A 24,010-nucleotide genomic window follows, 5' to 3' on the forward strand; every position below is an offset into this window, starting at 1 on the left:
AGACGGCCCTAGTCGTTCGTGTATTCCTCCACAACGGTGGCGCCGAGCTCGCGCACGATCAGCTCGTGCCCGGAGAGCGCCGACTCCACGAGGTCCGGATCGTCCTCCTCCGGAATGTCGTCCTCGGGCGCCACGGGCTGGGGCTGGACCTGCTGCGGCGGCTGCGACTGCTGCGGCGGCCGCTGCGCGGGGGCCTGCGCGACGGGCGGGGCCTGTACGGGCGCGGGCGCGGACATGGGGGCGGGCGCGGGCGCCGGGGAGGGAGCGGGCGCGGCGGACGGCCGGCCGCCGCCTCCGCCGAAGCCACCGCCTCCACCACCGAAGCCGCCGCCTCCCCCGGAGAAGCCCCCGGCACCCGGCGGGGGCGCGGAGCCGCCCGACGGGTCGACGATCGCCTCGACCTTCCAGTGCACGTTGAACTGCTCGGCGAGCGCGGCCCTGAGGACGTCCTCGCTGCCGCTGCTCGCGAAGTTGTCCCGCGCGCCGGCGTTGAGGAAGCCGAGCTGGAGGGTGGTGCCGTCGAAGCCGGCCACCTGCGCGTTCTGACTCAGCAGGATCCAGGTGAAGCGGCGGCGGTTCTTGACCGCCTCCAGGATCGACGGCCACATGTTCCGCACCTGGGCGGCGCCGGCCGCCATGTCCCCGGCCGGAGCCTGCGCGGCGGGCTGCGCCTGCGGGGCCGCCGCCTGCGGCTGTACGGGAGCGGGCGCGGGCGCGGCCGTCGGCCACCCGCCGGGGCGGGCGGCCCCGGGCCAGGCACCGGGCCGCGCGGCGTCCTGCTGCGGCGGCTGGGCCGGGGGCTGCGCCTGCGGGGGGGCGGGCGCGGGCGGGGGCGGCGGGGCCAGCGGCGTGTGGGCCTCGGGGCCGGGGACGTACCCCATCGGCGGCCCGGCGGGCGGGGCCGGCGTGAAGACCGCGGCAGCGGCGGCCGGCGGCGCGGCGGCGGCCCCGCGCTCCAGGCGGTCGAGGCGCGCGAGCAGCGAGCGCTCGTCGTCGAAGGCGGCGGGCAGCAGCACCCGCGCGCAGATCAGCTCCAGCTGGAGGCGCGGCGAGGTGGCGCCGCGCATCTCGGTCAGCCCCTCGTTGACGAGGTCGGCGGCGCGGCTCAGCTCGGCGGCGCCGAACACGGACGCCTGCGCCTGCATGCGCTCCACCACGTCGGCGGGCGCGTCGATGAGGCCCTTCTCCGCGGCGTCGGGCACGGCGGCCAGGATCACGAGGTCGCGCAGCCGCTCCAGCAGGTCGGCGACGAACCGCCGCGGGTCGTTCCCGCCCTCGATGATCCGGTCGACGACCTCGAAGGCGGCGGCGCCGTCGCCCGAGGCGAAGGCGTCCACGACGGAGTCGAGCAGCGAGCTGTCCGTGTATCCGAGGAGCGAGGTCGCCATGGCGTACGTCACACCCTCCTCGCCGGCGCCGGCGAGGAGCTGGTCCATCACGGACATCGAGTCACGCACGGACCCGGCCCCGGCGCGCACGACCAGCGGCAGCACGCCGTCGTCGACGGGGATCCCCTCCCGCCCGCACACGTCGCCGAGGTAGTCCCGCAGCGTCCCCGGCGGCACCAGCCGGAAGGGGTAGTGGTGGGTCCGCGACCGGATGGTCCCGATGACCTTCTCGGGCTCGGTCGTGGCGAAGATGAACTTGAGGTGCTCGGGCGGCTCCTCGACCACCTTCAGCAGGGCGTTGAAGCCCGCCGGGGTGACCATGTGGGCCTCGTCGATGATGTAGATCTTGTACCGGCTGGACGCGGGCCCGAAGAACGCCTTCTCCCGCAGGTCACGGGCGTCGTCCACGCCACCGTGCGAGGCGGCGTCGATCTCGATGACGTCGATGGACCCCGGCCCGTTGCGCGCGAGGTCCCGGCAGGACTGGCACTCACCGCAGGGCGTCGGCGTGGGACCCTGCTCACAGTTCAGGCAGCGGGCCAGGATCCGCGCGCTGGTCGTCTTGCCGCAGCCGCGCGGCCCGCTGAACAGGTACGCGTGATTGACCCGGTTGTTCCGCAGGGCCTGCTGCAACGGGTCGGTGACATGCTCCTGCCCGATGACCTCGGCGAAGGACTCGGGGCGGTAGCGGCGGTACAGCGCGAGAGACGACACGTATACGAGGTTATAGGCGCCCGCCGACAACCCGGGAAAACCCGCGCCCCCTCCCCCGGGGTCAGGCACTCCCCGCCCCACCTCGCACCGGGCTGCCTCGTGCCGGGCCGCCTCGCACCGCATCGCACTGGCCGGGTACTGCCCCGCCCCGCTCGGCCCCGCCCGGAAGCCTGTCCGGAAACGCAAGCGCCCCCCACGCACCCGCCAGAGCCGACCTACCCTTGCTGCCTTCCGGCCCTGGGGGAGTTCAGTCAGATAGCGCCGCGTGAGGGGCTCCGCCCAGCCTACCCGATCCCAACCCCCCACCGAACCCAGCCCACCCCGACCCCGCCCCGACCCCTCCCGGCCCCACCCCGGTCCGCTTCACCCCGCCTCGTCTCGCCCGACTCATCGCCACTCCCTCCCCACTCCCTCCCCTCCTCCCCCGTTCCCCCCTCCCTCGTCCCCCTCCCCACCCCGACCTCGTGGATCACGTTCGCGAGCACCCTCCGCGGTCATGTAATGTTCTCCACGGAGGATTCGCCTAGAGGCCTAGGGCGCACGCTTGGAAAGCGTGTTGGGGGCAACCCCTCACGAGTTCGAATCTCGTATCCTCCGCCAGTGCCTGACAAGGCATGTTGTTGAAGGGCCCCACCGTTCGCGGTGGGGCCCTTCAACGTTCCTCGGCTCCCGTCGTCCCGGCCTTTGTCCACAACGGTCGTTTCCGGGGGCGATCTTCGCGGGCGCCCCCACCCCTCCCCCACAGGGGCTGCATACGGGCCGTGCCGTTGCGGCAGATCCAGCCGCCCTCCCCGTCCGGCGCCCAGCCGCGGCCGCCCTCGCCGCCCGGATCGCCGCGCCGATCTTCCGGGCCGCTTCCTTCCGGGGGTGGCGGGAAACGGGACATCGCCCGCGCATCCTCAAGGCGCCGCCGGTGTTCACCGGGCGCCCCTCCGAGGACATCACGGTCGAACTCGCCCCACCCCACCTCGAAGCCTGGTGCCACCTGCGAGAAGACGAACGCCTCTTCACCCTCCCCGCATCCACGGCGTCATGCCGGCGTGGACCCACGACCTCGCCGAACCACGACAGAGGCGGCCGGCCAAGGCCTGGGCGCCGGCACGTACGCGGGTACGGGGACCGTCGGCGGCGGCCACTCCGGCGGCGAATACCACGGGCCCGTCCGTCCCCGCCGCCCCCGCCGACCGGCGCCGCACCCCCGGTCACTTCCCAGAGGCACACCACCCCTACGGGTCCCACCCCGCTCCCCGCTCACGCCCAGCGCCTCTGACCTGGCCTTTCGCCCCCCTCGGGCGGCTGCACAGCCAGGCCCTGGGAGGCAGCGAAGAGATTCTTTTTCGACGTTCCGTTCACCGGATCGGGGGGTGATTTGATGGGATTTACGTTCCTGCGCGCATCAGCCCGTAGCGAAGCCGATACTTTCTGTGACGACCGGTCGGCTCTTCAAGCGAACAGGAGCAATTCATGGGCAAGTTGCGGAAGTCGATGACCGCCGCGGTCGTCGCGGGGCTGTTCTTCGGCGGGGCGGGGGTCGCGGTTGCGGACTCCTGGCACGGGCTGGAGATGCGCTCGACGGGTGTGTTCTTCAAGGGCACGTACAAGTGGGAGCCCAAGTTCGTGCACCGTGGCGGGTTCCACGTGAAGGGCAAGTTGCAGGACGTCAGCCTTGACGACGGGCACAACGTCTATCTGCGTGCCCGCGTCGAAGCCTACGACTGGACTCGCGTCAAGGGGGTCCAGAAGCGGTCGGTCGACGTCGACCACGTCTTCTTCGACGGCGCGGTCCTCGAGACCGGAAAAGCCTGGATCCAGGCGTGCCGGGACCGCGGCTCGCTGAGGCCCGACAACTGCTCTCCGGCCCGAGCGTTCAAGCGCCGCTGACCTTCGTCCGCCAAGGGGAGCCGCAACCCAGCGGCTCCCCTTTTCTTTACAGGAGTGCCGGCAACATGAATGTCATCCTTCGCGCCGAAAGCGTGGACTTCTTCTACGGCGAGCAACACGCAGTCCGCCAAGCGGATTTCAAACTGATGCGGGGCGAGGTGGCCGCCATCATGGGGACCAGTGGCTCGGGGAAGTCCTCCCTGTTGTACTGCCTCGCCGGGGTCCTCCCGCCTGCCAAGGGCACGGTCACCTTCGACGGCGTGGACCTGTCGTCTTTGCCCGACGCGGAGTTGAGCGCGTTACGGCGAGAGCGGATCGGCTTCGTCTTCCAGTACGGAGAACTACTTCCCGAGCTGACCGTCGAGGAGAACGCAGCCCTCCCGCTGCGCCTGGCCGGCGTCGCCAAGGATCGTGCGAACGCGGCAGCCGGACGTGTTCTCGACAGGCTGGGCATGGGCGACCTGCTGCGACGCAGGGCATCGAACCTGTCGGGAGGCCAGAGCCAGCGGGTGGCCGTCGCACGGGCCCTCGCCCACCAACCGGACGTGGTGTTCGCCGACGAGCCGACCGGTGCGCTCGACAGCGCCAATGCCTCTGCCGTCCTCGACGAATTCCTGCAACTCGCGAGAGGCCAGGACACCGCAGTGGTCATCGTGACGCACGATCCGGACGTCGCCGCGCGTGCGGACGCCCAGTACACGATGGCGGACGGCGTCCTCACCCAGCGAGTGTCGGTGTGAATCCCTTCCTTCTGGGGCTTCGCCTGCTGTGGGGCACCGGGCGCCGAGGACGTACGCGCTTTCTCCTGATGGCGGCCGGGACGGGGCTCGGGGTGGCCTGTCTCGCGGCAGTGCTGACGATTCCCACGATCCTTGGCGCACATGACGCTCGGACGGCGGCTCGTGACCCCCGGCCGGCCAAGCAGAGCAGTGTCGTCTACCAAGAGTTTCTCGATCCGTACGGATCACGACCGCTTCAACGAGTGTTCCTGGCCCGTACGGGACCGGGGCCCGCCCCGCGTCCGCCAGGCCTCACAGCACTCCCTGGTCCAGGAGAGGCCGTCGTCTCACCGGCGCTGCACGAGATCCTGAAACGGCACCCCGACGCCGCGGGCCTCGTACCGGGCCGTGTGACCGGCCTTGTCACCCCCGAGGGGCTCGGTGGCCCGGACGACCTCTACGCCTACATCGGCACCACTCCCAGCCGGCTTTCCGAGCCGGTGCCGCTCGGCCGATTCGGCTCCCCGTACGCCACCGAGGTGATCGACCCCGACACCCTGGACATTCTCCAGTTCACCCTCGGCTGCATCGTGCTGCTGCCTCTCGCGGTCTTCCTCTCCGTCTGCGCGCGACTGTCCGGGGAATCGCGGGCCCGACGGCTGGCGGCGCTGCGGTTGGTAGGTCTCAGCATCAAAGACACCGTGCGGGTCAATGCCGCGGAGAGCGTCGCGGCGGCCTTCCTCGGGGCCGTGCTCGGACTCGTCGGCTACCTCGGGGTCAACGAGATCATGGCGCGGGTCGGGCTTCCCGGGCTCCACTGGTACCCGGCGGACGGCCGGCCAGAGTGGTCGACCGTGGCGGTGTGCCTGGTCGGATGCCCCGCGCTCGCGTGGGCCGTCGGGCTGTTCAGCGCCCGAAGGGCCGCCCTTTCGCCGATCTCGGTGCGCCGGACCTCGGACCGTAGGCCACCGCGGAAGGCCGGGACGCTGCTGCTGGTTCCCGGGATGGGGGTGATCCTCGGTTACTGCGCGATGAGCGTGATGGGGCGGGATCCTTCAGGAGGATCCGCGAGCTCCCTGCTCGTGCCCGGTGCCGTGCTGCTCACCGGAGTCGGGCTCGTCTTCGGTCTGCCCCCCATCACGGCCTGGCTCGCGCGGCGGCTCGCCGGAGTCGCCAAGTCCTTGCCGGTGACCCTGGCCATGCGGCGTACGGAAGTGGATCCGGGCTCCTCGCTCCGCGTCGTCACCGGACTCGTGCTCCTGGTGTTCGGTGCCTCGCTCACGCAGGGCGTGCTGATCGAACTGGATCAGGTGAGCCGGCGTACGGCCCCGACGCAGGAATATGCGATCGGCCTGGACGGCCTCACCCTTGCGCAGCAGAGACAGGTGGAACAACTCCCCGACGTACGGGCGCGCTTCGTCTCCTACGACTCGTGGACCCCGCCCGGCGAGACGTACAGGGATTCCATCGAACTGGTGGTGGGCACCTGCGAGCAGCTTGCCGCCACCGTCGTCTCGGTGCACGGTTGCGTGGATGGCAGGATCGCGCAGCTGCGCGACGAGAACGCACCTCACGAGGACGATGCGCGGCCGGGGGAACGCTTTCCGTTCGCTCTGCAAGACGGCCGGAAGGTCAGCCTCACCGTCCCCGATGCTCACATCGTCATGCGTGCCCACCAGCCTTCCGTGCTGCGGTCCGGCGCCCTGTTCGTCCCGCCCGCCCTCATGCCTGCCGGGCTGGCGCCCCGAACCGGAACACTGACCTTGGTGTCCGGGGCTGACGCCGGCACCGTTCGGACCATGCTCGACGGGGTAGGGGCGGTGGCGCCGACCGCAGCAGTGGAACCCGTGGGAATCGTCGTCCAGGCGCTGGCGCAGCTGACCGTCATCCGGAGTCTGCTGGTCGTGGGGATGGTGCTCGGGCTTGTCGTGGGGGTGGCGGCGTTCGTTGTCTCTGTGGCTGATCGGGCTTTGGAGCGGCGGGGGCAGGTGGCTGCTCTGGGGTTGCTGGGGGCTCGGGCGGGGACCTTGCGGGGGGTGCAGGTGGTGCAGGTGGTGGTGCCGCTGGGGGTGGGGCTGGGCGGTGCCGTGGTGGCGGGGTGGCTGGCCGAGGCCAGTTATCTGATCACCGGGGGCGGTGCCGTGCACTGGGACTGGGAGGGGCTGCCGGTGCTGGTGGGGAGCGCGGTGGGGGTGCTGGTGGTGGCCGGGTTCGCTTCCGTGCCGATGGTGCGGCGGCACGTGGATCCGGAGCACATCCGGCGGGATTGAGGGATCGGGAGGAGGAGAAGGAAGTACGGGCGGCCCGTGTCCGAGTGGTTCGGCATCGTCCGTTCCTCGCCGCTCGCCGGGCGCGTGGAGTTCGTCGCCTGGCTGAAGGCCGAGTGCGGGCTCGGGCACGGGCACGCTCGTGGCGGCCGTCCGGGCCGGGGGCGGCCGGTGGGCGGTCAGGCGAACTGGCCCGGGACGTAGTCGCCGGCCGGCTGCTGGGTCATGACGTTGAGGCGGTTGAAGGCGTTGATGAGGGCGATGAGGGAGACCAGCGCGGCGAGCTGCTCCTCGTCGTAGTGCTTGGCGGCGTTCGCCCAGGCCTCGTCGGTGACGCCGGTGTGGTGGTCGGCGAGACGGGTGCCCTGCTCGGCGAGTTCGAGGGCGGCTCGCTCTGCCTCCGTGTAGACCTTGGCCTCGCGCCAGGCGGACACCAGGTGGAGGCGGAGGGCGGTCTCGCCGGCCGCGGCCGCGTCCTTGGTGTGCATGTCGAGGCAGAAGCCGCAGCCGTTGATCTGGCTCGCGCGGATCTTCACCAGTTCCTGGGTGCTGTGCGGGAGGACCGCGTCCGGGATGCCGAAGCCGGCCGAGGCGAGGTGCTTGACGACCTTGGCGGCGACGGGGCTGGCGAAGAGGCTGAGGCGGGCGTCCATGGGTTCCTCCGTGGGTGAGGGGGTGGGGCGGGGTGGGGGCCCGGGTGGTTCCGGGGTCTCCGTGCGCTTTCAATGGGGTGACGGAGGACGGGGAGCGGTTGTGACGGGGAGAAGGGGGAGAGGGACGTGAGCTACGTCACTCGGGAGTTCGTGCGGGCGGGGGTCGTCCTTTCGCTGCGCGACTGGGGCGGGGACGAGGGCGAGGGTGGAGAGGGGGGCGCCGGGGAGCGCGGCGGGGTGTTGTTGCTGCACGGGCTCGCCGGGCACTGCGGGGAGTGGGACGGGCTCGCCCGGGCGCTGCGGAGGGACGGGTACCGGGTGCTCGCCCTCGACCAGCGCGGGCACGGGAGGAGCGAGCGGGCGCCGGGGGACGTCTCCCGGGCGGCGTACGTGGACGATGTGCTGGGGGTCGTGGAGGAGTTCGGGGGCTCCGTGCGGCGGCCCTTCGTGCTCGTCGGGCAGTCCTACGGCGGGCACGCCGCGCTGCTCGCCGCCGCGCGGCGGGATCCCCGGGTGGCCGGGGCCGTACTGGTCGAGGCGGGGCCCGCGGGGTCCACGCCCGAGGAGGTGGCGGGGGTCGCCGGGTGGCTGAGGGGGTGGCCGGTGCCCTTCGCGAGCCGGGAGGCGGCCGTCGCGTACTTCGGGGGCGGCTGCGTCGGCGAGGGGTGGGCCGACGGGCTCGACGAGCGGGACGGCGGGTGGTGGCCGCGGTTCGACGCCGGCGTCCTCGCCGCCTCCCTCGACGAGAACGCCGTCCGCTCCTGGTGGGAGGAGTGGGACGCCGTCGACGTGCCGCTCCTCGCGGTCCTCGGGCAGCACGGGATCATCGACGCGGAGCAGTGGGACGGGATGGCGCGGCGGCAGCCGGGGCTGCGCGGGGTCTGCCTGCCGGGGGCCGGGCACGACGTGCACCTGGAGCGGCCCGACGAGGTGTACGGGGCCGTGGCGGCGTTCCTCCGGGAGGTCCTCGGCGGCGGCCGGCAAGGCCTCGCCGCCGGGGCGGGGGCTTGCCCTGGAGTCCGCTCCAGGCCCTAGGGTGCGGCGCATGCGCTATCGGATACTCGGTGGGACCGGGATCGAAGTCAGCACCTACTGCCTCGGCACCATGATGTTCGGGTCGGTCGGCAACCCCGACCACCGGGACGCCGTACGGATCATCCACTCCGCCCTCGACCGGGGCGTCAACTTCGTCGACACCGCCGACATGTACTCGGCGGGCGAGTCCGAGGAGATCGTCGGGAAGGCGCTGCGCGATCCGCGCCGCCGGGACGAGACCGTGCTCGCGAGCAAGGTGTACTTCCCCGTCGGCGGGGACGGGCCCGCGCGGGGCGGGCTGTCCCGGCGGTGGATCGTCCGGGCCGTCGAGGCCAGCCTGGCGCGGCTCGGCACGGACCGGATCGACCTCTACCAGGTGCACCGGCCCGACCACAGGACCGACATCGAGGAGACCCTGGACGTCCTGGGGGACCTCGTCTCCCAGGGGAAGATCCGGGCCTTCGGGTGCTCCGCCTTCCCCGCCGAGCTGATCGTCGAGGCGCACGCGGTCGCCGAGCGGCGCGGGCTGCGCCGCTTCCGCACCGAGCAGCCGCCGTACTCGCTGCTCGCGCGCGGGGTGGAGACGGCGGTGCTGCCGGTGGCGCAGCGGTACGGGATGGGCGTGCTGACGTGGGCGCCGCTCGCCTCCGGGTATCTGTCGGGGGCGTACCGGAAGGGGCGCGGGGTCGATCTGACGCGCGGGCGGGCGGCGATCACCCCGCACCGCTTCGACCCGGCCCTGCCCGAGAACGCGGTGAAGCTCGACGCCGTCGAGCGACTCGCCCTGCTGGCCGAGGAGATCGGCTGCTCGCTGCCCGAACTCGCCGTCGCCTTCGCCGCCGCGCACCCCGCCGTCACCTCGGTGATCCTCGGGCCGCGGACGGGGGAGCAGCTGGACGGGCTGCTGAAGGGCGCCTCGCTCGTCCTGGACGACGACGTGCTCGACCGCATCGACGCGATCGTGCCGCCGGGGACGGACCTCTACCGGGCCGACGGCGTCTGGCGGCCGCCGTCCCTCACCGAACCTGCGCTGCGGAGGCGGCCGTTGGCGGAGCGGGCCGCCGCCGGGTCCTGAGGAGGGCGAGGGGGGTACGCGGGCCGGGCGGGCCGGGCGGGCCGGGTGCGGGCGTCGCCCTCGGCCCGGACCTGGGCGTGGGCCTGGGTGTGGGCGTCCGGGCGTGGGCGTCCGGGCGTGGGCGTCCGGGCGCTGCGCCCCGGGGCACCGCTCCGGCGCCGGTGGACGGCCGCGCCCGCCGGGTCACTCGTGCCGGTCCAGGCCCGGGACGCCCAGGTCCGAGAGGCCGTCGAGGACGAGGTCCACGCCGACCGCGGCGAGCAGCAGGCCGAGGAGCCGGCCGAGGAGTTCGATGGTGGCGTGGTGGGTGCGGCGCAGGACGCGGGCGAGCAGCAGGACGCAGACGAGGTCGAGCGCGATGACCGCCACGTAGGCCCCGACGACGGTCGAGCGCCAGCCGACCGAGTAGCGGGCGACGCCCTCGATGAGCAGGGCGGTCATGGCGAGGGGGCTGACGACGTACGGCATGAGGAGTTCGCGGACGCCGCTGAGGACGTCGGGCGTGTCCGCGTGCGGCCCGTCGGAGCCGAGGTGCAGGCCGAGGACGAGCCCCACGGCGTAGATGAAGAAGATGACGCCGCCCGCGAGCCGCAGGGCGGGGGTGCTGATGTGGAAGAGGTCGAGCAGCCACGGCGCCGTGCTGCCGGTGATCACGCCGACGAGGACCGCCGCGCCGGAGGAGATCAGGGCGATGGAGCGGAGTTCCCGTGCCGGGTGGACCTGGGCGAGGCCGGCGAAGGAGAGGAGCACCTTCGGCGGGCCGACGACCGAGAAGAAGGTGATGAACGCGGCGGAGAAGCTGAAGGGGTTCACAGCGGACATCATGGGACGGTCGGGCGTTTCGGAACGGATTTCGGCATTCCGCTCGGGCGGTGTCGAGAGCCGGGGGCCGGTTCCGGCCCCCCTTCGGGAGGGGGTCGCGCGGCACCCGATACGGAGGACGTCATGAAGCACCCGGTGAGGGTGCAGGGGGCGCACGCCGACCACGAGGCGATGGCCGGGCGCGGCTCGGCACAGGGCCCGGCCTGGGACGAGGGGCCCCTGACCGCGATGGTCGACTTCATGAACACGCTCAACGAGGAGCCGGCCGCGAGCGGCGAGATGCTCGACGGCCGGGGCCTGGCCGACCCGGGCGAGACCCGGCCGGCGTCGGCGGACGCGGAGGGTGGCCCGGTGGTGACGGACGAGCCGTACGCCGAGACCAAGGAGGTCATGGCCGGCCACTGGGTCCTGGAGTGCGCGAGCCTGGACCGCGTGACGGAGATCGCGGCCCGCGTGGCCCGCCGCCCCCAGCCTCCCGGCGCCCCGTCCCACCCGGTGGTGATCCGCCGCATCGACGAGACGGGACCGGCGCGGGACCGATCCGGAGCGGGACCGATCCGGGCCGGGCGAAGCCGGGGAACCGGGGGCGAAGCCGGGCCGGGGTGGCGTCCGAGAGGCTGGGCCGCGGCAGAGGCAGGATCCGTCCGAGGGCGCGGTGCCGGATCGTCCCTTCCGGAATCACCGCCATCGCCGCACACGCATGCCCGGACGCCGGGACAGGGGCCCGCGAGATCGTCCGATTTTCACATTCCCTCCCCACCCTCCTGATACGGACGCTACGGTTCCCTGCTACCTACATCACTTCGCAGAGTCCGGGGGGACGCATGCACGAGCTGCCCAAGGGAGCCAACATCGGCCTCGCCTCACTGAGCGAGGACACGGGGGCGGTGATCGTCGGGCTGAGCTGGAGCAGCACGACGGGAGACGGCGACGCGGACGTCTCGGTCCTCCTGCTCGACAGCAGCGGCAAGGTGCGCAGCGAAGCGGACTTCTACTTCTACAACCACCCCGCCGCGGAGGACGGCAGTGTCCAGCTGCTCGGCAAGGTCCCGACGGAAGACGGCAGTGAGGACCGGATCAGCCTGGATCTCACCGCGATCCCCACGGAAATCGAACGGATCCTGGTGGCGGCCAGCCAGTACGGCGGCTCGTCCTTCGGCGACTTGAACGACCTGCGGCTCTCCCTGGCGGACCGGTCGGGCGAGGCACTGCTCGGCTTCTCGATCACGGACGCCACCGTGGAGACCGCGTTCATCTTCGGGGAGCTCTACCGGCGCAACGACGAGTGGAAGTTCCGGGCGGTCGGGCAGGGGTACGAGACGGGGCTCTCGGGGCTGGCCACCGATTTCGGCATCGACATCGCCGAGGACGAAGAGGGCGGGGCGAACGGCGGGGAGGCCGGGAGCGAGGCGTCGGGCACGCCTGCCGGGAGGGCTGCGGGGGAGGAACGGAGCGGAGGCGACCCGTTTCCCCCGCAGGGCGTCGTCGGGGGGATCCCCACCCAGCCCACCGCCTCGGCGCACTCCCCCTCCGCCCCTCCGGTGTCTCCGGGACCGGCGGAGACACCGACTCGGCCGGAGTCCTCCGGCGAGCAGCCCGCGGCAGCCCGGCGCCGCGGGACGAGGACGGCCAAGAAGAAGGTCACGCTGCCGCGGACGGCGAAGAAGTCCCTGGCGGAGAACGAGTCCTGGAAGCCCGCACGGCTCTTCCCCGTGCCCTCCTACAAGAGCGACCGCGAGCGCGAGGTACGGGCGACGTCGGTACTGCTCTCCGTGATGGCCGAGGTCCCGGAGTTCGGCCGCCGCCTGACCGCCGGGTTCGGCGCTCCGGCAGGCCGGATGCAGACCTTCACCGAGGTGTCCCTGCCGCACGGTGACACGCCGAAGCGACCGGACGGCGTCATCCGGGTGGAGCGGGCGGGCAAGCTCTGGACAGCGCTCGTCGAGACGAAGACCAACGGCAACCCCCTGAAGTCCGAGCAGGTCCAGAACTACATGGACATCGCGGCCCGGCGTGGATACGAGGCGGTCATCACCCTCTCGAACGACGTGGCGCTGGAAGGGACCCCGCTCGTCGAGGTGAAGACGGACGGCCGCCGCAAGCACAAGGTCTCGCTCTGGCACCTCTCCTGGGCCGAGGTGGCCCACCAGGCCCAGATGCTGATCCGGCACGAGGGGGTGGGCAACGCGGCGCACGTCTGGCTCCTCCAGGAACTGCTCCACTACCTCCAGCACGAGAACTCGGGCTGCCACGGGTTCCAGAACATGGGAGCCTCCTGGGTCCCCGTCCGCAACGGCATCGACGACGAGACCCTCGGCCAGGGCGACCCCCGTGCCGTGGACGTGGTGGAGAGCTGGGAGCGGCTGATCCGGCAGGTCTGCCTGCGCCTCGGTGGCGAACTCGGCCAGAAGGCCCTTCCGGTGCAGCGGGCGCAGCGGGGCTCGGACCCGAAGTCGCGGCGTGCGGCACTTGCCGACCGGCTCTGCGAAGAGGGCAAGCTCATCGCGGAGCTGCGCATCGACGGAACGCAGACCGTCCTGGCGATCACGGCGGATCTCCGAACGGGCAAGATCCGGACGTCGATCGACGTTCCCGCCCCCGGCGGGGGCTATCCCCTGTCGGTCGCGAAGCGGCTCGTCCGCGTCCTGGACGCCGCGCCGGCCGATCTCCATGTGGAGACGCTCGTGGAAGGCGGGAAGGGCCCCCGCGGGACGCTGGAGCGCCTGCGGCCCGAGCCGGCCGACCTGCTGCCCAAGGACGGCACGGCCATGACCGGCTTCCGGCTCTCCCTCTTCAAGGGCATGGGCAACACCCGCGGTGCCGCCGAGTCCGGCTTCATCCGGAGCGTCGACGACGCCGTCGACCGGTTCTACAGCTCCGTCGTCGCTCACATCGGCTCGTTCGAGCAGCGACGGCCGTCGCGGTCCAAGACCTCCTCCGAGGTCGTCGAGGTCGGCTGAGCCGGCGGGTGACCCCCGCCCCCGCCCCGGGTGCCCGGCACCGCTCCGGCAACGCTCCGGCTCGGGGTCCTGATCAGGGTCCTGATCAGGGTCCTGATCGGGGCGCCGGGAATCACCCGGGCGGGTGTCATCCTTGGAACTCGACGGATCCCCGCTGCGGGGGTTGAACTGCCCCCTGGGGTATCTGCTGGAGGAGTGGTTGTGGAACTCGATCTCGCGGGCGCGGAGCTCAAGGCCGTGCTGAACCGGCTGCGCCGGGCGCAGGGCCAGATCTCCGGCGTGATCCGGATGATCGAGGAGGGGCGCGACTGCGAGGAGGTCGTGACCCAGCTGGCCGCCGCCTCGCGGGCGCTGGACCGGGCCGGGTTCGCGATCATCGCGACCGGGCTCCAGCAGTGCCTGACGGAGATGGAGAGCGGCAAGCGGGACGGCGAGGACCCGGACAAGATGCGGGCCCGGCTGGAGAAGCTGTTCCTGTCGCTCGCCTGAGCCCCCCGCGTACCGGCGGGCACGCGCGCACCCCCGGCGGAAGGGCTTCCGCCGGGGGTGCGCGTGCGTGCGGGGCGGGTCAGTCGACCGGGAGGCCCTTCAGGCGCTTGGCGATCGTCGTGAGGCGGGTGCCCTGGTAGCGGGCGGCGGCCAGGACGTTCTCGGCGGGGGCGCCGTTGGCTGCGGGGTGGGCGGTGCCGTACGGGTTGCCGCCGGCCGCGTAGACGGCGGGGTCCGTGAAGCCGGGCGAGACGATGACCGAGCCCCAGTGGTGGAAGGTGTTGTAGAGGGCGAGCAGCGTGGACTCGTTGCCGCCGTGGAGGTTGTGGGCGCTGGTGAAGGCGGTGGCGGGCTTGTCCGCCATGACGCCGCGCTGCCACAGGCCGCCGGTGGTGTCGACGTACTGCTTGAGCTGGGCCGCCACGTTGCCGAAGCGGGTCGGCGAGCCGAGCGCGTACGCGTCCGCCCACTCCAGGTCCTCCAGGGTGGCGAGCTCGACCCCCGCGGTGGCGTCGACGTGGGCGCGCCAGGCCGGGTTGGCGTCGATCGCGGCGTCCGGGGCCAGCTCGGGCACCCGGCGCAGCCGCACCTCGGCGCCGGCCTTCTCCGCGCCCTCGGCGACGGCCTGGGCGAGCTGGTGCACGGCTCCGGTGGACGAGTAGTAGATGACGGCGACCTTGACGGACATGACGGGCTCCTCGCTGCGGACGACACTCAAGCGGATCGTTTTCCGGTTAGCTGTCCCGAGACTAAACGGATAGCAATCCGGATCGCAAGCGGGACGGGTATGCTCGAAGGACGGGGACACCGACGACGGGGGCGCGACGAAGGGCAGGAACGGGCCGATGAGCACGAGAACACCGGGCACACCGGGGGCCGGCGACGGGCCCGCGCAGCTGCTCACCGTGCTGCCGGCGGCGCCCGGCACCGGCCCGGGCGCCGCCGCAGGCCCCGCCACCGAGCGCGCCGACGCCGCCCGCAACCGGCGCAAGATCCTCGACGCCGCCGCCCGGATCGTCGCCGAGAAGGGCCCCGACGCCGTCACCATGAACCAGGTCGCCCACGCCAGCGGCATCGGCGTCGGCACCGTCTACCGCCGCTTCGGCGACGTCTCCCAGCTGCTGTGGGCGCTCCTCGACGACCGCGAGCGCCAGTTCCAGGAGGCGTACATGAGCGGCCCGCCGCCGCTCGGCCCCGGCGCCCCGGCCGGCGAACGGCTCGACGCCTTCCTCGACGCGCTCGTCGACCGGGTCGCCGAGCAGCGCGCCATCCTGCTCGCCGCGCACTCCGCCGCGCCCCGCGCCCGCTACCACAGCGGCGCCTACCAGGTCATGCACACGCACGTGGCGATGCTGCTGTCCCGGCTCCGGCCCGGCTCCGACTCCGCCCTGCTCGCCCACCTCCTCCTGGGCCCCTTCTCCCCCGACCTCATGCACCACCTCACGGTGGAGCAGGCGCTGCCCGCCGAACGGGTCAAGGCGGGGGTACGAGAGCTGCTCGCGCTCCGGGCGTAGGCGAGCGAGGCCGGGGGCCGGGCCCGGGCGCCCCGGTACGGGCCCCGGAGGCCGGCGGGGGACCCAGAGGCCCGGTGCGGAACCGGAGGCCCGATGCGGGACCAGAAGCCCGGTACGGAACCAGAAGCCCGGTACGGGACCAAGGGCCGGTACGGGACCGGGGCAGGGCGGGGGCAGAGGACTCGGGGCTCCGGGCGCTGCCGGGAGCCTTTGGGGGCGCCCGGGAAGGCCGGAGGCCGGGCCCCGGAGCCGGGGGCGGGGCCTGGACCGGGCCCCGGGCGCGTCCATTCTTCGGAACGGCCTGGACCGGGCCGTCGGGCAGCGCTCACGATCACGGCATGACCACCGCGCCCAAGACCTTCCTCGTCCTCCACGGCTTCCAGAACCACCGGCCCGCCGGCCACTGGCAGCACTGGCTCGCCGGCGAGCTGCGCGCCCGCGGGCACGAGGTCCGCTACCCGCAGCTGCCGGAGCCGGACGCGCCCGTCCTCGGCGACTGGCTGGCGGCCCTGGAGGAGCACGGCGAGCGGCCGGAGGAGGGCGAGTTCGTCGTCCTCGCGCACAGCCTGTCCGTGCTGCTCTGGCTGCGCGCGGGCGCGCGCAGGCCCGGGGCCGACCGGGTGCTGCTCGTCGCCCCGCCCTCCCCCGCCGTCACCGCCTCCATCCCCGAGATCGCCGCCTTCGCCGACGGCCTCGACCTCGCCGAGGAGGGCGTGACGGCTCGGCTCGTGTACGGGGACGGGGACGCGTACTGCCCCGAGGGCGCCGACCTGCACTACGGCACCCCGCTCGGCCTCGACCCGGACCTAGTCCCCGGCGGCGGCCACCTCAACCCCGACAGCGGCTTCGGGCCCTGGCCCGCCGTCCTGCGCTGGTGCGAAAACCCGGAGACCCGGATCACCGGCGCCGAGTAGCGTCGGGCGGATGCGCCCCCAGACCACCCCGCACGACGCCGGCCTGCTCGACGTCGGCGACGGCAACCGCGTCCACTACGAGGTCCACGGCAACCCGGCCGGCAAGCCCGCGCTCGTCGTGCACGGCGGGCCGGGCTCCGGGTCCTCCCCCGGTTCCCCCCGGCTCTTCGACCCGGAGAAGTACCGGATCGTCCTGTTCGACCAGCGCGGCTGCGGGCGCTCCCTCCCCCACGCGAGCGACCCCGCGGCCGACCTCTCCGTGAACACCACCGCCCACCTGGTGGCCGACATGGAGCGGCTCCGCCTCCACCTGGGGATCGACCGCTGGCTGCTGTACGGCGGCTCCTGGGGCTCGACGCTGATCCTGGCGTACGCGCAGGCGCACCCGGAGCGGGTGAGCGAGATCGTCATCGCCTCCGTCACCACCACCCGCCGCTCCGAGACGTCCTGGCTGTACGAGGGCGTCGGCCGCTTCTTCCCCGAGGCGCACGAGCGGTTCCGGGCCGGCGCCGATCACGCGGAGGACCTGGTGGGGGCCTACGCGGCCCGGATGAACCACCCCGACCGGGCCGTCCGGGAGAAGGCGGCGGCCGACTGGTGCGCCTGGGAGGACGCCGTCCTGTCGATGGAGGGCATGGGGACCCCGTACACCGACCGCGTCGACGACGCCCGGCTCGGCTTCGTCCGGATCTGCTCCCACTACTTCGCGCACGGCGCCTTCCTGGAGGAGGGCGCGCTGATCAGGGACGCGCACCGGCTCGCCGGCATCCCCGGCGTGCTGGTCCACGGGCGGCTCGACATGGGCGGGCCCCTCACCACCGCCTGGGAGCTGGCCCGCGCCTGGCCGGACGCCGAGCTGCACGTGGTGGAGCAGGCGGGCCACCTCGGCGGCGGGGAGACCCGCCGGCTGATCGTCGACGCCCTGGAGCGCTTCGCGGACGGCTGATCCCACCGGGCGCCCCCGCGCCCCCGGCGGGATCATCGAAGCATGAGCTCCGCGAGGACCCAGAGCGTCCAGAGCCCCGGAGGCACCCGGCGCGTACGGCGAGGGGCGGGCGTGCGGCGGGTGGAACGCCTCCGGCAGGGGACGCGCGTACGGCGAGGAGGGTGCCCGGCGGCGGGGGACGAAGGCCGCCGGGGCCGCGAAAGCCGCCAAGGGCGGCAAATCATCCGGGAATTGAGAATTCCAGATGTCAATCATGTTCAAGGTGACATGAATTGCGCCGAACGTGTTCACAGAAAGCCCTCCCGGTGGCTAACTTCCCCTCAACCTCGTCCCCATCGGGAAGGACTTCTGTGAACGCATCGCAGCGTCGCGCCGCGGCCATCCTCGCCGCAGCCGCCCTCGCCACTCCCCTGGTCCTCGCATCCCCGGCCACCGCCGTGAAGGACCCCGCCGCCGCGCCCGCCCGGGACGCCGCGAAGCTGGCGAAGAAGCTGGTCCGGGAGACCACCGGCCAGGACGCCTTCAAGCACCTGCAGAAGTTCCAGGCGATAGCCGACTCGGCCGGCGGCCACCGCGCGGCCGGCTCGCTCGGCCACGACGCCTCGGCCGCGTACGTGTACACGCAGCTGAAGAAGGCCGGCTACAACGTCTCGTACGAGAAGTTCGACTTCGTCTACACCGAGACCCTCGCCGAGAAGGCGTCCGTCGTCGGCGCCTCTCCCCGCGCGCTCGACATCCGCGCGATGACCTACACCAAGTCCACCCCGGTCGGCGGCATCACCGCCGGTCTGGCGGCGGCCCCGGTCGACGCCGACGGCACCAGCGGCTGCGAGCCGGGCGACTTCGCCTCCGGCACCTTCACCGGCAAGATCGCCCTGATCAAGCGCGGCGGCTGCACCTTCGCCGTCAAGCAGGAGAACGCCGCAGCGGCCGGTGCCGTCGGCGCGATCGTCTACAACAACACCGCGGGCCTGCTCTCCGGCACGCTCGGCGCCGCCGACGCCGGCAGGATCCCGACCGCCGGCCTGTCCCAGGCCGAGGGGGAGCAGCTCGCCGCCGACCTCGCCAAGGGCGAGGTGAACCTCTCCTTCGAGGTCCGCCAGCTCAACGAGAAGCGCTCGACCAACAACGTCATCGCGGAGACCAAGGGCGGCAACGCCGCCAACACCGTGATGCTCGGCTCGCACCTCGACTCCGTCACCGCGGGCCCCGGCATCAACGACAACGGCTCCGGCTCCGCCGGCCTCCTCCAGACCGCCCTGGAGCTCGCCGCGTCGAAGGAGAAGGTCCGCAACAAGGTCCGCTTCGCCTGGTGGTCCGCGGAGGAGAACGGCCTCCTCGGCTCCGAGCACTACGTCGCCAACCTGACGGAGCTCGACAAGAAGGAGATCAAGCTCTACCTGAACTTCGACATGATCGCCTCGCCGAACTACGGCCTGTTCGTGTACGACGGCGACGACTCGGACGGCGTCGGCGCGGGCGCCGGGCCGGAGGGCTCCGCGCAGCTGGAGCGCGACATCACCGACTTCCTGGACAAGCAGGGCCTCCCGCACGAGGGCACCGACTTCACCGGCCGCTCCGACTACGGCCCGTTCATCGAGGTCGGCATCCCCTCCGGCGGCACCTTCACCGGCGCCGAGGGCATCAAGACCCCCGAGCAGGCCGCCAAGTTCGGCGGCGAGGCCGGCGTCGCCTACGACGTGAACTACCACGCCAAGGGCGACGACATCAACAACGTCAACCGCGAGGCGTTCGACGCCAACATCGACGTCATCGCCAACGCCGTGGGCACCTACGCCCACGACATCTCCTCGCTGCGCAAGCCGGTCGTCTCCGTCCCGACCACCGGCGACGCGGGCAGCGGCGGCGGCCTGCACGACGACCACCACGAGGTCACCGAGTAACCACGGCGGAGCGGCCGGACCGACGAGCGAGGGCACCCCTTCGGGGCCCTCGCTCGTGCCGTTCCCGCGGCCGCCGCCCCCGGCGCGGCGGCGGGGGCGGGCGGTTCCGGGGCCGCCGGCCGCCGCACCGGCCCACTCGCGCGACACCCGAATGTCGTGTATGTCAGGGTCTGCACCGGCATCCCGTCGGCTCCGCGTGGCTGCGCCGGGAGCCGCTCGCCCGGTAGGCTTTCCGTGTGATCTTCAAGCGCATCGGAAACGGCAGGCCGTATCCCGACCACGGCCGGGAAAGCACCCGCCAGTGGGCGGACGTCGCGCCGCGCCCGGTCCGCCTCGACCAGCTCGTCACCACCAAGGGCCAGCTGGACCTGGAGACCCTGCTCGCCGAGGACTCCACCTTCTACGGCGACCTCTTCGCGCACGTCGTGAAGTGGCAGGGCGACCTGTACCTCGAGGACGGACTGCACCGCGCCGTCCGCGCGGCCCTCCAGCAGCGCCAGGTGCTCCACGCGCGCGTGCTGGAACTGGACTGACGCCCCGCGGGAGGGCGCCGCGTGCTGATCCTTTCGGGGGCAGTTCGCGCCCATCCGGCCGCGATCACATGATCATCAAGTAGGCATCGCGGACGGGCGGCATTACGCTGCGCCCATGAGCATGCTCACTCCCCCCGGCATGGGCGGAAAGTACCGCATCACGGGGGATGTCTACCCGCGCATGCGCCGACCCCACCGCCGGCGCAGGATCGTCCTGGCCTCCGCCGCCGCCGTGGTCGTGCTCGGCGCGGCCGGCTGGGGCACGCTCCAGCTCGTCGACGTCTTCTCCGGTGGCGACGACACCAAGAAGACCACCGCGGGCAAGCAGGCCGACTGCAAGCCCGCGCCCACGCCGAGCGCCACCGCCGCCGCCAAGCCGCCGAAGCCCGCCCAGGTCACGGTGAACGTCTACAACGCGACCCCGCGCAAGGGACTCGCCAAGGCCACCGCCGACGAGCTGAAGAAGCGCGGCTTCGCCATCGGCAAGATCGGCAACGCCCCCGCCGCCTACGACAAGAAGGTCCCCGGCGCCGGTCTGCTGCTCGGCGCCCCGACCGCCGCCAAGGGCTCCTTCGCCGTCCTCGGCACCCAGCTCGCGGGCGCCACGACGAAGGTCGACGCCCGCACCACGGCGGACGTCGACCTGATCATCGGTACGGCCTTCAAGGCCCTGTCGCCCAAGGCGACGGCGGACGCGGCGCTCGTGGCCCTCAACAAGCCCAAGCCGGCACCGGCCCGCTGCTGAGCCCGCCGCCGGGCCCGGCCCGTCACCGGGCCCGGGAAGCGGGCGCTACTCGGCGGTGCCGTACATGCGGTCACCGGCGTCGCCGAGGCCCGGCACGATGTAGCCGTGCTCGTTGAGCCGCTCGTCGACCGAGGCCGTCACGACCGTCACCGGCGTGCCCGCCAGCTCGCGCTCCATGACCTCGACGCCCTCCGGGGCGGCCAGCAGCACCACGGCCGTCACGTCGTCCGCGCCGCGCCGGATCAGCTCCTGGATCGCCGCGACCAGCGTGCCGCCGGTCGCCAGCATCGGGTCGAGGACGTACACCTGGCGGCCGGACAGGTCCTCCGGCATCCGGGTGGCGTACGTCGACGCCTCCAGCGTCTCCTCGTTGCGGATCATCCCCAGGAAGCCGACCTCGGCCGTCGGGAGCAGCCGCACCATGCCGTCCAGCATGCCGAGCCCGGCGCGCAGGATCGGGACCACCAGCGGACGCGGGTGCGACAGCTTCACGCCGGTCGTCGGCGTCACGGGGGTCTCGATGTCGACCCGCTCGGTCCGCACGTCCCTGGTCGCCTCGTAGGCGAGCAGGGTGACCAGCTCGTCGGCGAGCCGGCGGAAGGTCGGGGAGTCCGTGCGCTTGTCGCGCAGGGTGGTGAGCTTGTGGGCGACCAGCGGGTGATCGACGACGTGGAGACGCATGACCCCACAGTAGCCCGCCCCGCCCCGCCACCGGCCCACCGCGGCACCGGCCGCGACCGGCACCGACGCACCACTGGCACCGACCCGGGCCCCTGCGGCAAGGTGGGGGCACAGGGACCCAGCGATGGGGTGGTGTGGCCGATGCCCGACCCGAAGAACACATCCGGCCAGGCCGGGGCCGACACGGAGGCCCGGGCGCCGGAGACACAGCCGGAGACCGACGCGGAGCGCCGCAGGCGCCGCGCCCAGTTCCTCCGCGAACTCGGCGAGGCGAAGGCGCTGCGCGACCGCGTCCAGCCGCGGCGCGCCCGGGCGGCCCGGATGAGACAGGCCATGCGCATGCGCACCTTCCGCTGGTGAGGCCTCCGGCCGCGGCCGGAGGCCGGGCCGCGGCCGCCCGGGCCGCGCCCCGCCGTGCGCCCCCTCTGTGCGCCGGGGTCGTACGCCCACCCGAACGCGGTGTGGTTCAGACTGATGCACGACGCAAGAGCCGAAGACCTCTCCTGAGGCCGCCGTTTCTGTCACGATGCCGGTTGGGCGGGGCTCAGGAGCGCGCCGCCGGATCATCACACCTCTGATCAGTGGGAGAGTCAGGTGTACTTCGCCGCACTGCTCGCGCGCACCGAAGACGGGTGGGAAGCGAGCGATACGGAGCTCGACGACGTGGAGACGCTGGCGGACCTGGCCGATCTGGCCCGTGAGGCGGCGGCCGACGAGGGGGAGACCGTCCTCGTCTTCATCGAGCAGGAGGACGCGTGGTTCGGCGTCGTCCGCGTCGACGGAGAGGACGACCCCCGGGTCTACGTCTCCCACGCGGCGGCGGCGGCCCGCTCCTCGTACGGGGAGATCCTCACCTCGGAACTGCTCGGCGACGACGACCTGGACAGCGAGCTCGACGAACTCGCGGACCTGGACGGCACCGAGGACGGCGAACCGGAGCGCGCGGCCGGCGAGGACCGCGAGGAGGACGACGCCTCCGCCGGCAGCACCGGCATCGCGCCGGCCGGCCCGCTCGGCGACGGCCGGATCCTCGCCGACCTCGGCATGCCGGAGCGGACCCTGCTCGGCCTGACCGAGGACGCCCTCGGGGAGATCGCCGACGCCATCGGCGCCTCCGACATCCTGGAGGCCGTCCGCTAGTGCCGCCCGCAGTGCCCGGCCCCGTGCCGGAACCCTGGCGGGACGCCATGCGCCTCGCCCTCGCCGAGGCCGCCGCGGCCGTGCCGGCCGGTGACGTACCGGTCGGCGCGGTCGTGCTCTCGCCGGCCGGCGAGGTCCTCTCCCTCGGCCGCAACGAGCGGGAGGCGACCGGCGATCCGACCGCCCACGCCGAGGTCCTGGCGCTGCGCCGGGCCGCCGCCGCCACCGGCGAGTGGCGGCTGACCGGCTGCACCCTCGTGGTGACCCTGGAGCCCTGCGTGATGTGCGCGGGCGCCCTGGTCCAGTCCCGCGTCGAACGCGTCGTCTACGGCGCCGACGACGAGAAGGCGGGCGCCGCCGGCTCCCTCTGGGACCTCGTCCGCGACCAGCGCCTCAACCACCGCCCGGAGGTCGTCCGGGGCGTCCTCGGCGAGGAGTGCGCGCAGCAGCTCACCGCCTTCTTCCGCACCCGCTGACCTGCGCGGGGACACGGATTTCTTCACCGGGCCGGTTTGGGCTAAGCTCTCTCTCGGTAGCGTGTCCGAGCGGCCGAAGGAGCTCGCCTCGAAAGCGAGTGTGGGGAAACTCACCGAGGGTTCAAATCCCTCCGCTACCGCCACTACGAAGGCCCGATGCATCGCATCGGGCCTTCGGCGTTCCCCGGTGTGCTCCCCGCGCGTTGCCCCGTGTGCCCGGTGCGTCCCCGCGTACGGCGAAGGGCCCCGGCGCACCGCCGGGGCCCTTCGTCTCCTGCTCGCGTCCCGCCCGGGGAAGAGGACGGGGGGAGCGGCATCGGGGGGACAAGCCGCTCCCCCCGATGAGAACCGGTCCGGCAAGCCCTGCGCCGCAGTCAGGGGGGAAGCTCGCGGCGCGGGCCCCGCAGTGCGGGCCGGTTCCGTGTGCCCCGCGGATTCCTGCCAGATCCGCCGGGCCCGACATCCATCCTGCTCCCCTCTCGCCCGTCCGGGGGACGGCGAAAGACCCCGAACGCCGGGCCCTTGGTCCATAAAGGCTCGGTTAGAGTGGGCCACCGCCGAGGCGGGGTGACGGTACGGGGAGGGGTGGGGCTGGTGTCCCAGGCGAGGAAGGTCGCGGTGTACGCGTTCGGGGTCTTCATCCTGTACGCGATCATCACGGCCCCGGACCGCTCCGCGGAGCTGGTCCAGATAGGGTTCGAGGGCCTTTCCAGCGCCGCCAAGGGTGTCGGCGAGTTCATGACCGAACTCATCAACTAGGAGCCCTCCGTGATCCGCCATCTGGTCCTCTTCAAGCTCAACGAGGGCGTCGAGCGCGACGAGCCGCGCGTCGTCGCCGGCGTCGAGGCGTTCCGCGCGCTCGGCGGGCAGATCCCCGAGCTGCGCTTCTGGGAGTGCGACTGGAACGTGTCGGACCGGCCGATCGCCTACGACTTCGCGATCAACTCGGCCGTGGAGGACCTGGACGCGCTCCAGCGCTACCTCGACCACCCGGCGCACCAGGCCGGGGTGGGGCTGTGGCGCGAGTTCTCCACCTGGGTGATCGCGGACTACCCCTTCTAGGCCCTTCGCCCTCCCGCGACTCCGAGACCCCCCGCCGTACGGGCGGGGGGTCTCGCGCGTTTCCGCCTCCCGCGCCTCTGGCCTCCGCTTTT

25 protein-coding genes, 2 tRNA genes and 1 other RNA gene are annotated in these 24,010 nt (G+C 72.8%); 22 read left to right on the plus strand and 6 right to left on the minus strand.

Going from position 1 to position 24,010, the window contains the following annotated elements:
* Nucleotides 1–8: 8 nt before the first annotated feature.
* On the minus strand, nucleotides 9–2,102 hold the full coding sequence (locus ACFW6A_RS03160) for a DNA polymerase III subunit gamma and tau (RefSeq protein WP_386638380.1): 2,094 nt from the start codon (nucleotides 2,100–2,102) through the stop codon (nucleotides 9–11).
* 179 nt (nucleotides 2,103–2,281) lie between these two features.
* Nucleotides 2,282–2,380: signal recognition particle sRNA small type (gene ffs, locus ACFW6A_RS03165), an RNA gene on the minus strand.
* Nucleotides 2,381–2,614: 234 nt separating this feature from the next.
* On the opposite strand from ffs, the gene ACFW6A_RS03170 reads away from it, so the two are divergent.
* The 5 genes from ACFW6A_RS03170 to ACFW6A_RS03190 all read left to right on the plus strand — a co-directional run bounded on the left by ACFW6A_RS03170 (nucleotide 2,615) and on the right by ACFW6A_RS03190 (nucleotide 7,173).
* A tRNA-Ser gene (locus ACFW6A_RS03170) sits at nucleotides 2,615–2,702 on the plus strand.
* A gap of 864 nt (nucleotides 2,703–3,566) precedes the next feature.
* Nucleotides 3,567–3,983, plus strand: a complete 417-nt coding sequence (locus tag ACFW6A_RS03175; RefSeq protein WP_386481474.1) for a hypothetical protein — start codon at nucleotides 3,567–3,569, stop codon at nucleotides 3,981–3,983.
* Nucleotides 3,984–4,048: 65 nt separating this feature from the next.
* Nucleotides 4,049–4,723: an ABC transporter ATP-binding protein gene (locus ACFW6A_RS03180; RefSeq protein WP_386481476.1), complete on the plus strand. Its 675-nt coding sequence runs from the start codon at nucleotides 4,049–4,051 to the stop codon at nucleotides 4,721–4,723.
* A complete protein-coding gene (locus ACFW6A_RS03185; RefSeq protein ID WP_386481479.1) occupies nucleotides 4,720–6,972 on the plus strand; it encodes an FtsX-like permease family protein in 2,253 nt (750 codons plus the stop codon). The genes ACFW6A_RS03180 and ACFW6A_RS03185 overlap by 4 nt, the downstream gene beginning before the upstream one ends.
* A gap of 3 nt (nucleotides 6,973–6,975) precedes the next feature.
* Complete coding sequence (locus ACFW6A_RS03190) at nucleotides 6,976–7,173, plus strand: DUF4287 domain-containing protein (RefSeq protein ID WP_386638623.1); 198 nt, start codon at nucleotides 6,976–6,978, stop codon at nucleotides 7,171–7,173.
* On the opposite strand, the gene ACFW6A_RS03195 is transcribed toward ACFW6A_RS03190, so the two are convergent.
* Nucleotides 7,149–7,622 (minus strand): carboxymuconolactone decarboxylase family protein, encoded by a 474-nt coding sequence (locus tag ACFW6A_RS03195; RefSeq protein WP_351842631.1) that lies wholly within the window; start codon nucleotides 7,620–7,622, stop codon nucleotides 7,149–7,151. The genes ACFW6A_RS03190 and ACFW6A_RS03195 overlap by 25 nt on opposite strands.
* A 126-nt stretch (nucleotides 7,623–7,748) precedes the next feature.
* Here ACFW6A_RS03195 and ACFW6A_RS03200 point away from each other — a divergent pair, with 126 nt between their 5' ends.
* A complete protein-coding gene (locus tag ACFW6A_RS03200) occupies nucleotides 7,749–8,657 on the plus strand; it encodes an alpha/beta fold hydrolase (RefSeq protein ID WP_386638383.1) in 909 nt (302 codons plus the stop codon).
* 10 nt (nucleotides 8,658–8,667) lie between these two features.
* The gene (locus ACFW6A_RS03205; RefSeq protein WP_351842634.1) at nucleotides 8,668–9,732 is read left to right on the plus strand and encodes an aldo/keto reductase; all 1,065 of its coding nucleotides are present in this window, start codon (nucleotides 8,668–8,670) and stop codon (nucleotides 9,730–9,732) included.
* Between the two features lie 183 nt (nucleotides 9,733–9,915).
* On the opposite strand, the gene ACFW6A_RS03210 is transcribed toward ACFW6A_RS03205, so the two are convergent.
* On the minus strand, nucleotides 9,916–10,545 hold the full coding sequence (locus tag ACFW6A_RS03210) for a MarC family protein (protein WP_386481486.1): 630 nt from the start codon (nucleotides 10,543–10,545) through the stop codon (nucleotides 9,916–9,918).
* A gap of 249 nt (nucleotides 10,546–10,794) precedes the next feature.
* Here ACFW6A_RS03210 and ACFW6A_RS03215 point away from each other — a divergent pair, with 249 nt between their 5' ends.
* From ACFW6A_RS03215 to ACFW6A_RS03225, 3 genes are all read left to right on the plus strand, one after another.
* On the plus strand, nucleotides 10,795–11,322 hold the full coding sequence (locus ACFW6A_RS03215; protein ID WP_386638626.1) for a YciI family protein: 528 nt from the start codon (nucleotides 10,795–10,797) through the stop codon (nucleotides 11,320–11,322).
* Between the two features lie 56 nt (nucleotides 11,323–11,378).
* Entirely contained in the window at nucleotides 11,379–13,514 is a 2,136-nt protein-coding gene (locus ACFW6A_RS03220) for a TerD family protein (RefSeq protein ID WP_386638386.1), read from the plus strand.
* Nucleotides 13,515–13,715: 201 nt separating this feature from the next.
* On the plus strand, nucleotides 13,716–14,003 hold the full coding sequence (locus ACFW6A_RS03225; protein WP_200425106.1) for a metal-sensitive transcriptional regulator: 288 nt from the start codon (nucleotides 13,716–13,718) through the stop codon (nucleotides 14,001–14,003).
* Nucleotides 14,004–14,082: 79 nt separating this feature from the next.
* On the opposite strand, the gene wrbA is transcribed toward ACFW6A_RS03225, so the two are convergent.
* Nucleotides 14,083–14,691, minus strand: coding sequence for an NAD(P)H:quinone oxidoreductase (gene wrbA, locus ACFW6A_RS03230; protein ID WP_351842640.1), 609 nt, complete (start codon nucleotides 14,689–14,691; stop codon nucleotides 14,083–14,085).
* A gap of 157 nt (nucleotides 14,692–14,848) precedes the next feature.
* Here wrbA and ACFW6A_RS03235 point away from each other — a divergent pair, with 157 nt between their 5' ends.
* The 6 genes from ACFW6A_RS03235 (at nucleotide 14,849) to ACFW6A_RS03260 (ending at nucleotide 20,559) form a co-directional block, all read left to right on the plus strand.
* Nucleotides 14,849–15,517, plus strand: coding sequence for a TetR/AcrR family transcriptional regulator (locus tag ACFW6A_RS03235; protein ID WP_351842642.1), 669 nt, complete (start codon nucleotides 14,849–14,851; stop codon nucleotides 15,515–15,517).
* Between the two features lie 338 nt (nucleotides 15,518–15,855).
* Nucleotides 15,856–16,431, plus strand: coding sequence for an alpha/beta hydrolase (locus tag ACFW6A_RS03240; RefSeq protein ID WP_351842644.1), 576 nt, complete (start codon nucleotides 15,856–15,858; stop codon nucleotides 16,429–16,431).
* A 10-nt stretch (nucleotides 16,432–16,441) separates the two neighbouring features.
* The gene (gene pip / locus ACFW6A_RS03245) at nucleotides 16,442–17,377 is read left to right on the plus strand and encodes a prolyl aminopeptidase (protein ID WP_351842646.1); all 936 of its coding nucleotides are present in this window, start codon (nucleotides 16,442–16,444) and stop codon (nucleotides 17,375–17,377) included.
* Between the two features lie 350 nt (nucleotides 17,378–17,727).
* A complete protein-coding gene (locus tag ACFW6A_RS03250) occupies nucleotides 17,728–19,281 on the plus strand; it encodes a M28 family metallopeptidase (protein ID WP_386638391.1) in 1,554 nt (517 codons plus the stop codon).
* Between the two features lie 236 nt (nucleotides 19,282–19,517).
* Nucleotides 19,518–19,814: a type II toxin-antitoxin system VapB family antitoxin gene (locus ACFW6A_RS03255; RefSeq protein WP_003999914.1), complete on the plus strand. Its 297-nt coding sequence runs from the start codon at nucleotides 19,518–19,520 to the stop codon at nucleotides 19,812–19,814.
* Nucleotides 19,815–19,929: 115 nt separating this feature from the next.
* Complete coding sequence (locus ACFW6A_RS03260; protein ID WP_351842650.1) at nucleotides 19,930–20,559, plus strand: LytR C-terminal domain-containing protein; 630 nt, start codon at nucleotides 19,930–19,932, stop codon at nucleotides 20,557–20,559.
* Between the two features lie 45 nt (nucleotides 20,560–20,604).
* Here the strand turns inward: ACFW6A_RS03260 and upp are convergent, their stop codons facing one another.
* Complete coding sequence (gene upp / locus ACFW6A_RS03265) at nucleotides 20,605–21,240, minus strand: uracil phosphoribosyltransferase (protein ID WP_351842652.1); 636 nt, start codon at nucleotides 21,238–21,240, stop codon at nucleotides 20,605–20,607.
* A 141-nt stretch (nucleotides 21,241–21,381) separates the two neighbouring features.
* On the opposite strand from upp, the gene ACFW6A_RS03270 reads away from it, so the two are divergent.
* From ACFW6A_RS03270 to ACFW6A_RS03295, 6 genes are all read left to right on the plus strand, one after another.
* Nucleotides 21,382–21,600 carry a hypothetical protein gene (locus ACFW6A_RS03270; protein ID WP_351842654.1) on the plus strand — a complete coding sequence of 73 codons (219 nt, stop codon included), beginning with the start codon at nucleotides 21,382–21,384 and terminating at the stop codon, nucleotides 21,598–21,600.
* Nucleotides 21,601–21,834: 234 nt separating this feature from the next.
* The gene (locus ACFW6A_RS03275; protein ID WP_351842656.1) at nucleotides 21,835–22,380 is read left to right on the plus strand and encodes a hypothetical protein; all 546 of its coding nucleotides are present in this window, start codon (nucleotides 21,835–21,837) and stop codon (nucleotides 22,378–22,380) included.
* Nucleotides 22,381–22,427: 47 nt separating this feature from the next.
* Nucleotides 22,428–22,856 carry a tRNA adenosine(34) deaminase TadA gene (gene tadA / locus ACFW6A_RS03280; protein WP_351842846.1) on the plus strand — a complete coding sequence of 143 codons (429 nt, stop codon included), beginning with the start codon at nucleotides 22,428–22,430 and terminating at the stop codon, nucleotides 22,854–22,856.
* 55 nt (nucleotides 22,857–22,911) lie between these two features.
* Nucleotides 22,912–22,999 (plus strand) — tRNA-Ser (locus tag ACFW6A_RS03285).
* Nucleotides 23,000–23,450: 451 nt separating this feature from the next.
* Complete coding sequence (locus ACFW6A_RS03290; protein ID WP_189949201.1) at nucleotides 23,451–23,615, plus strand: hypothetical protein; 165 nt, start codon at nucleotides 23,451–23,453, stop codon at nucleotides 23,613–23,615.
* Nucleotides 23,616–23,624: 9 nt separating this feature from the next.
* Nucleotides 23,625–23,918 (plus strand): Dabb family protein, encoded by a 294-nt coding sequence (locus ACFW6A_RS03295; protein WP_351842658.1) that lies wholly within the window; start codon nucleotides 23,625–23,627, stop codon nucleotides 23,916–23,918.
* Nucleotides 23,919–24,010 lie beyond the last annotated feature (92 nt).

The organism is Streptomyces sp. NPDC058758 (genome assembly GCF_042746075.1).
Taxonomy (GTDB): Bacteria; Actinomycetota; Actinomycetes; order Streptomycetales; family Streptomycetaceae; genus Streptomyces.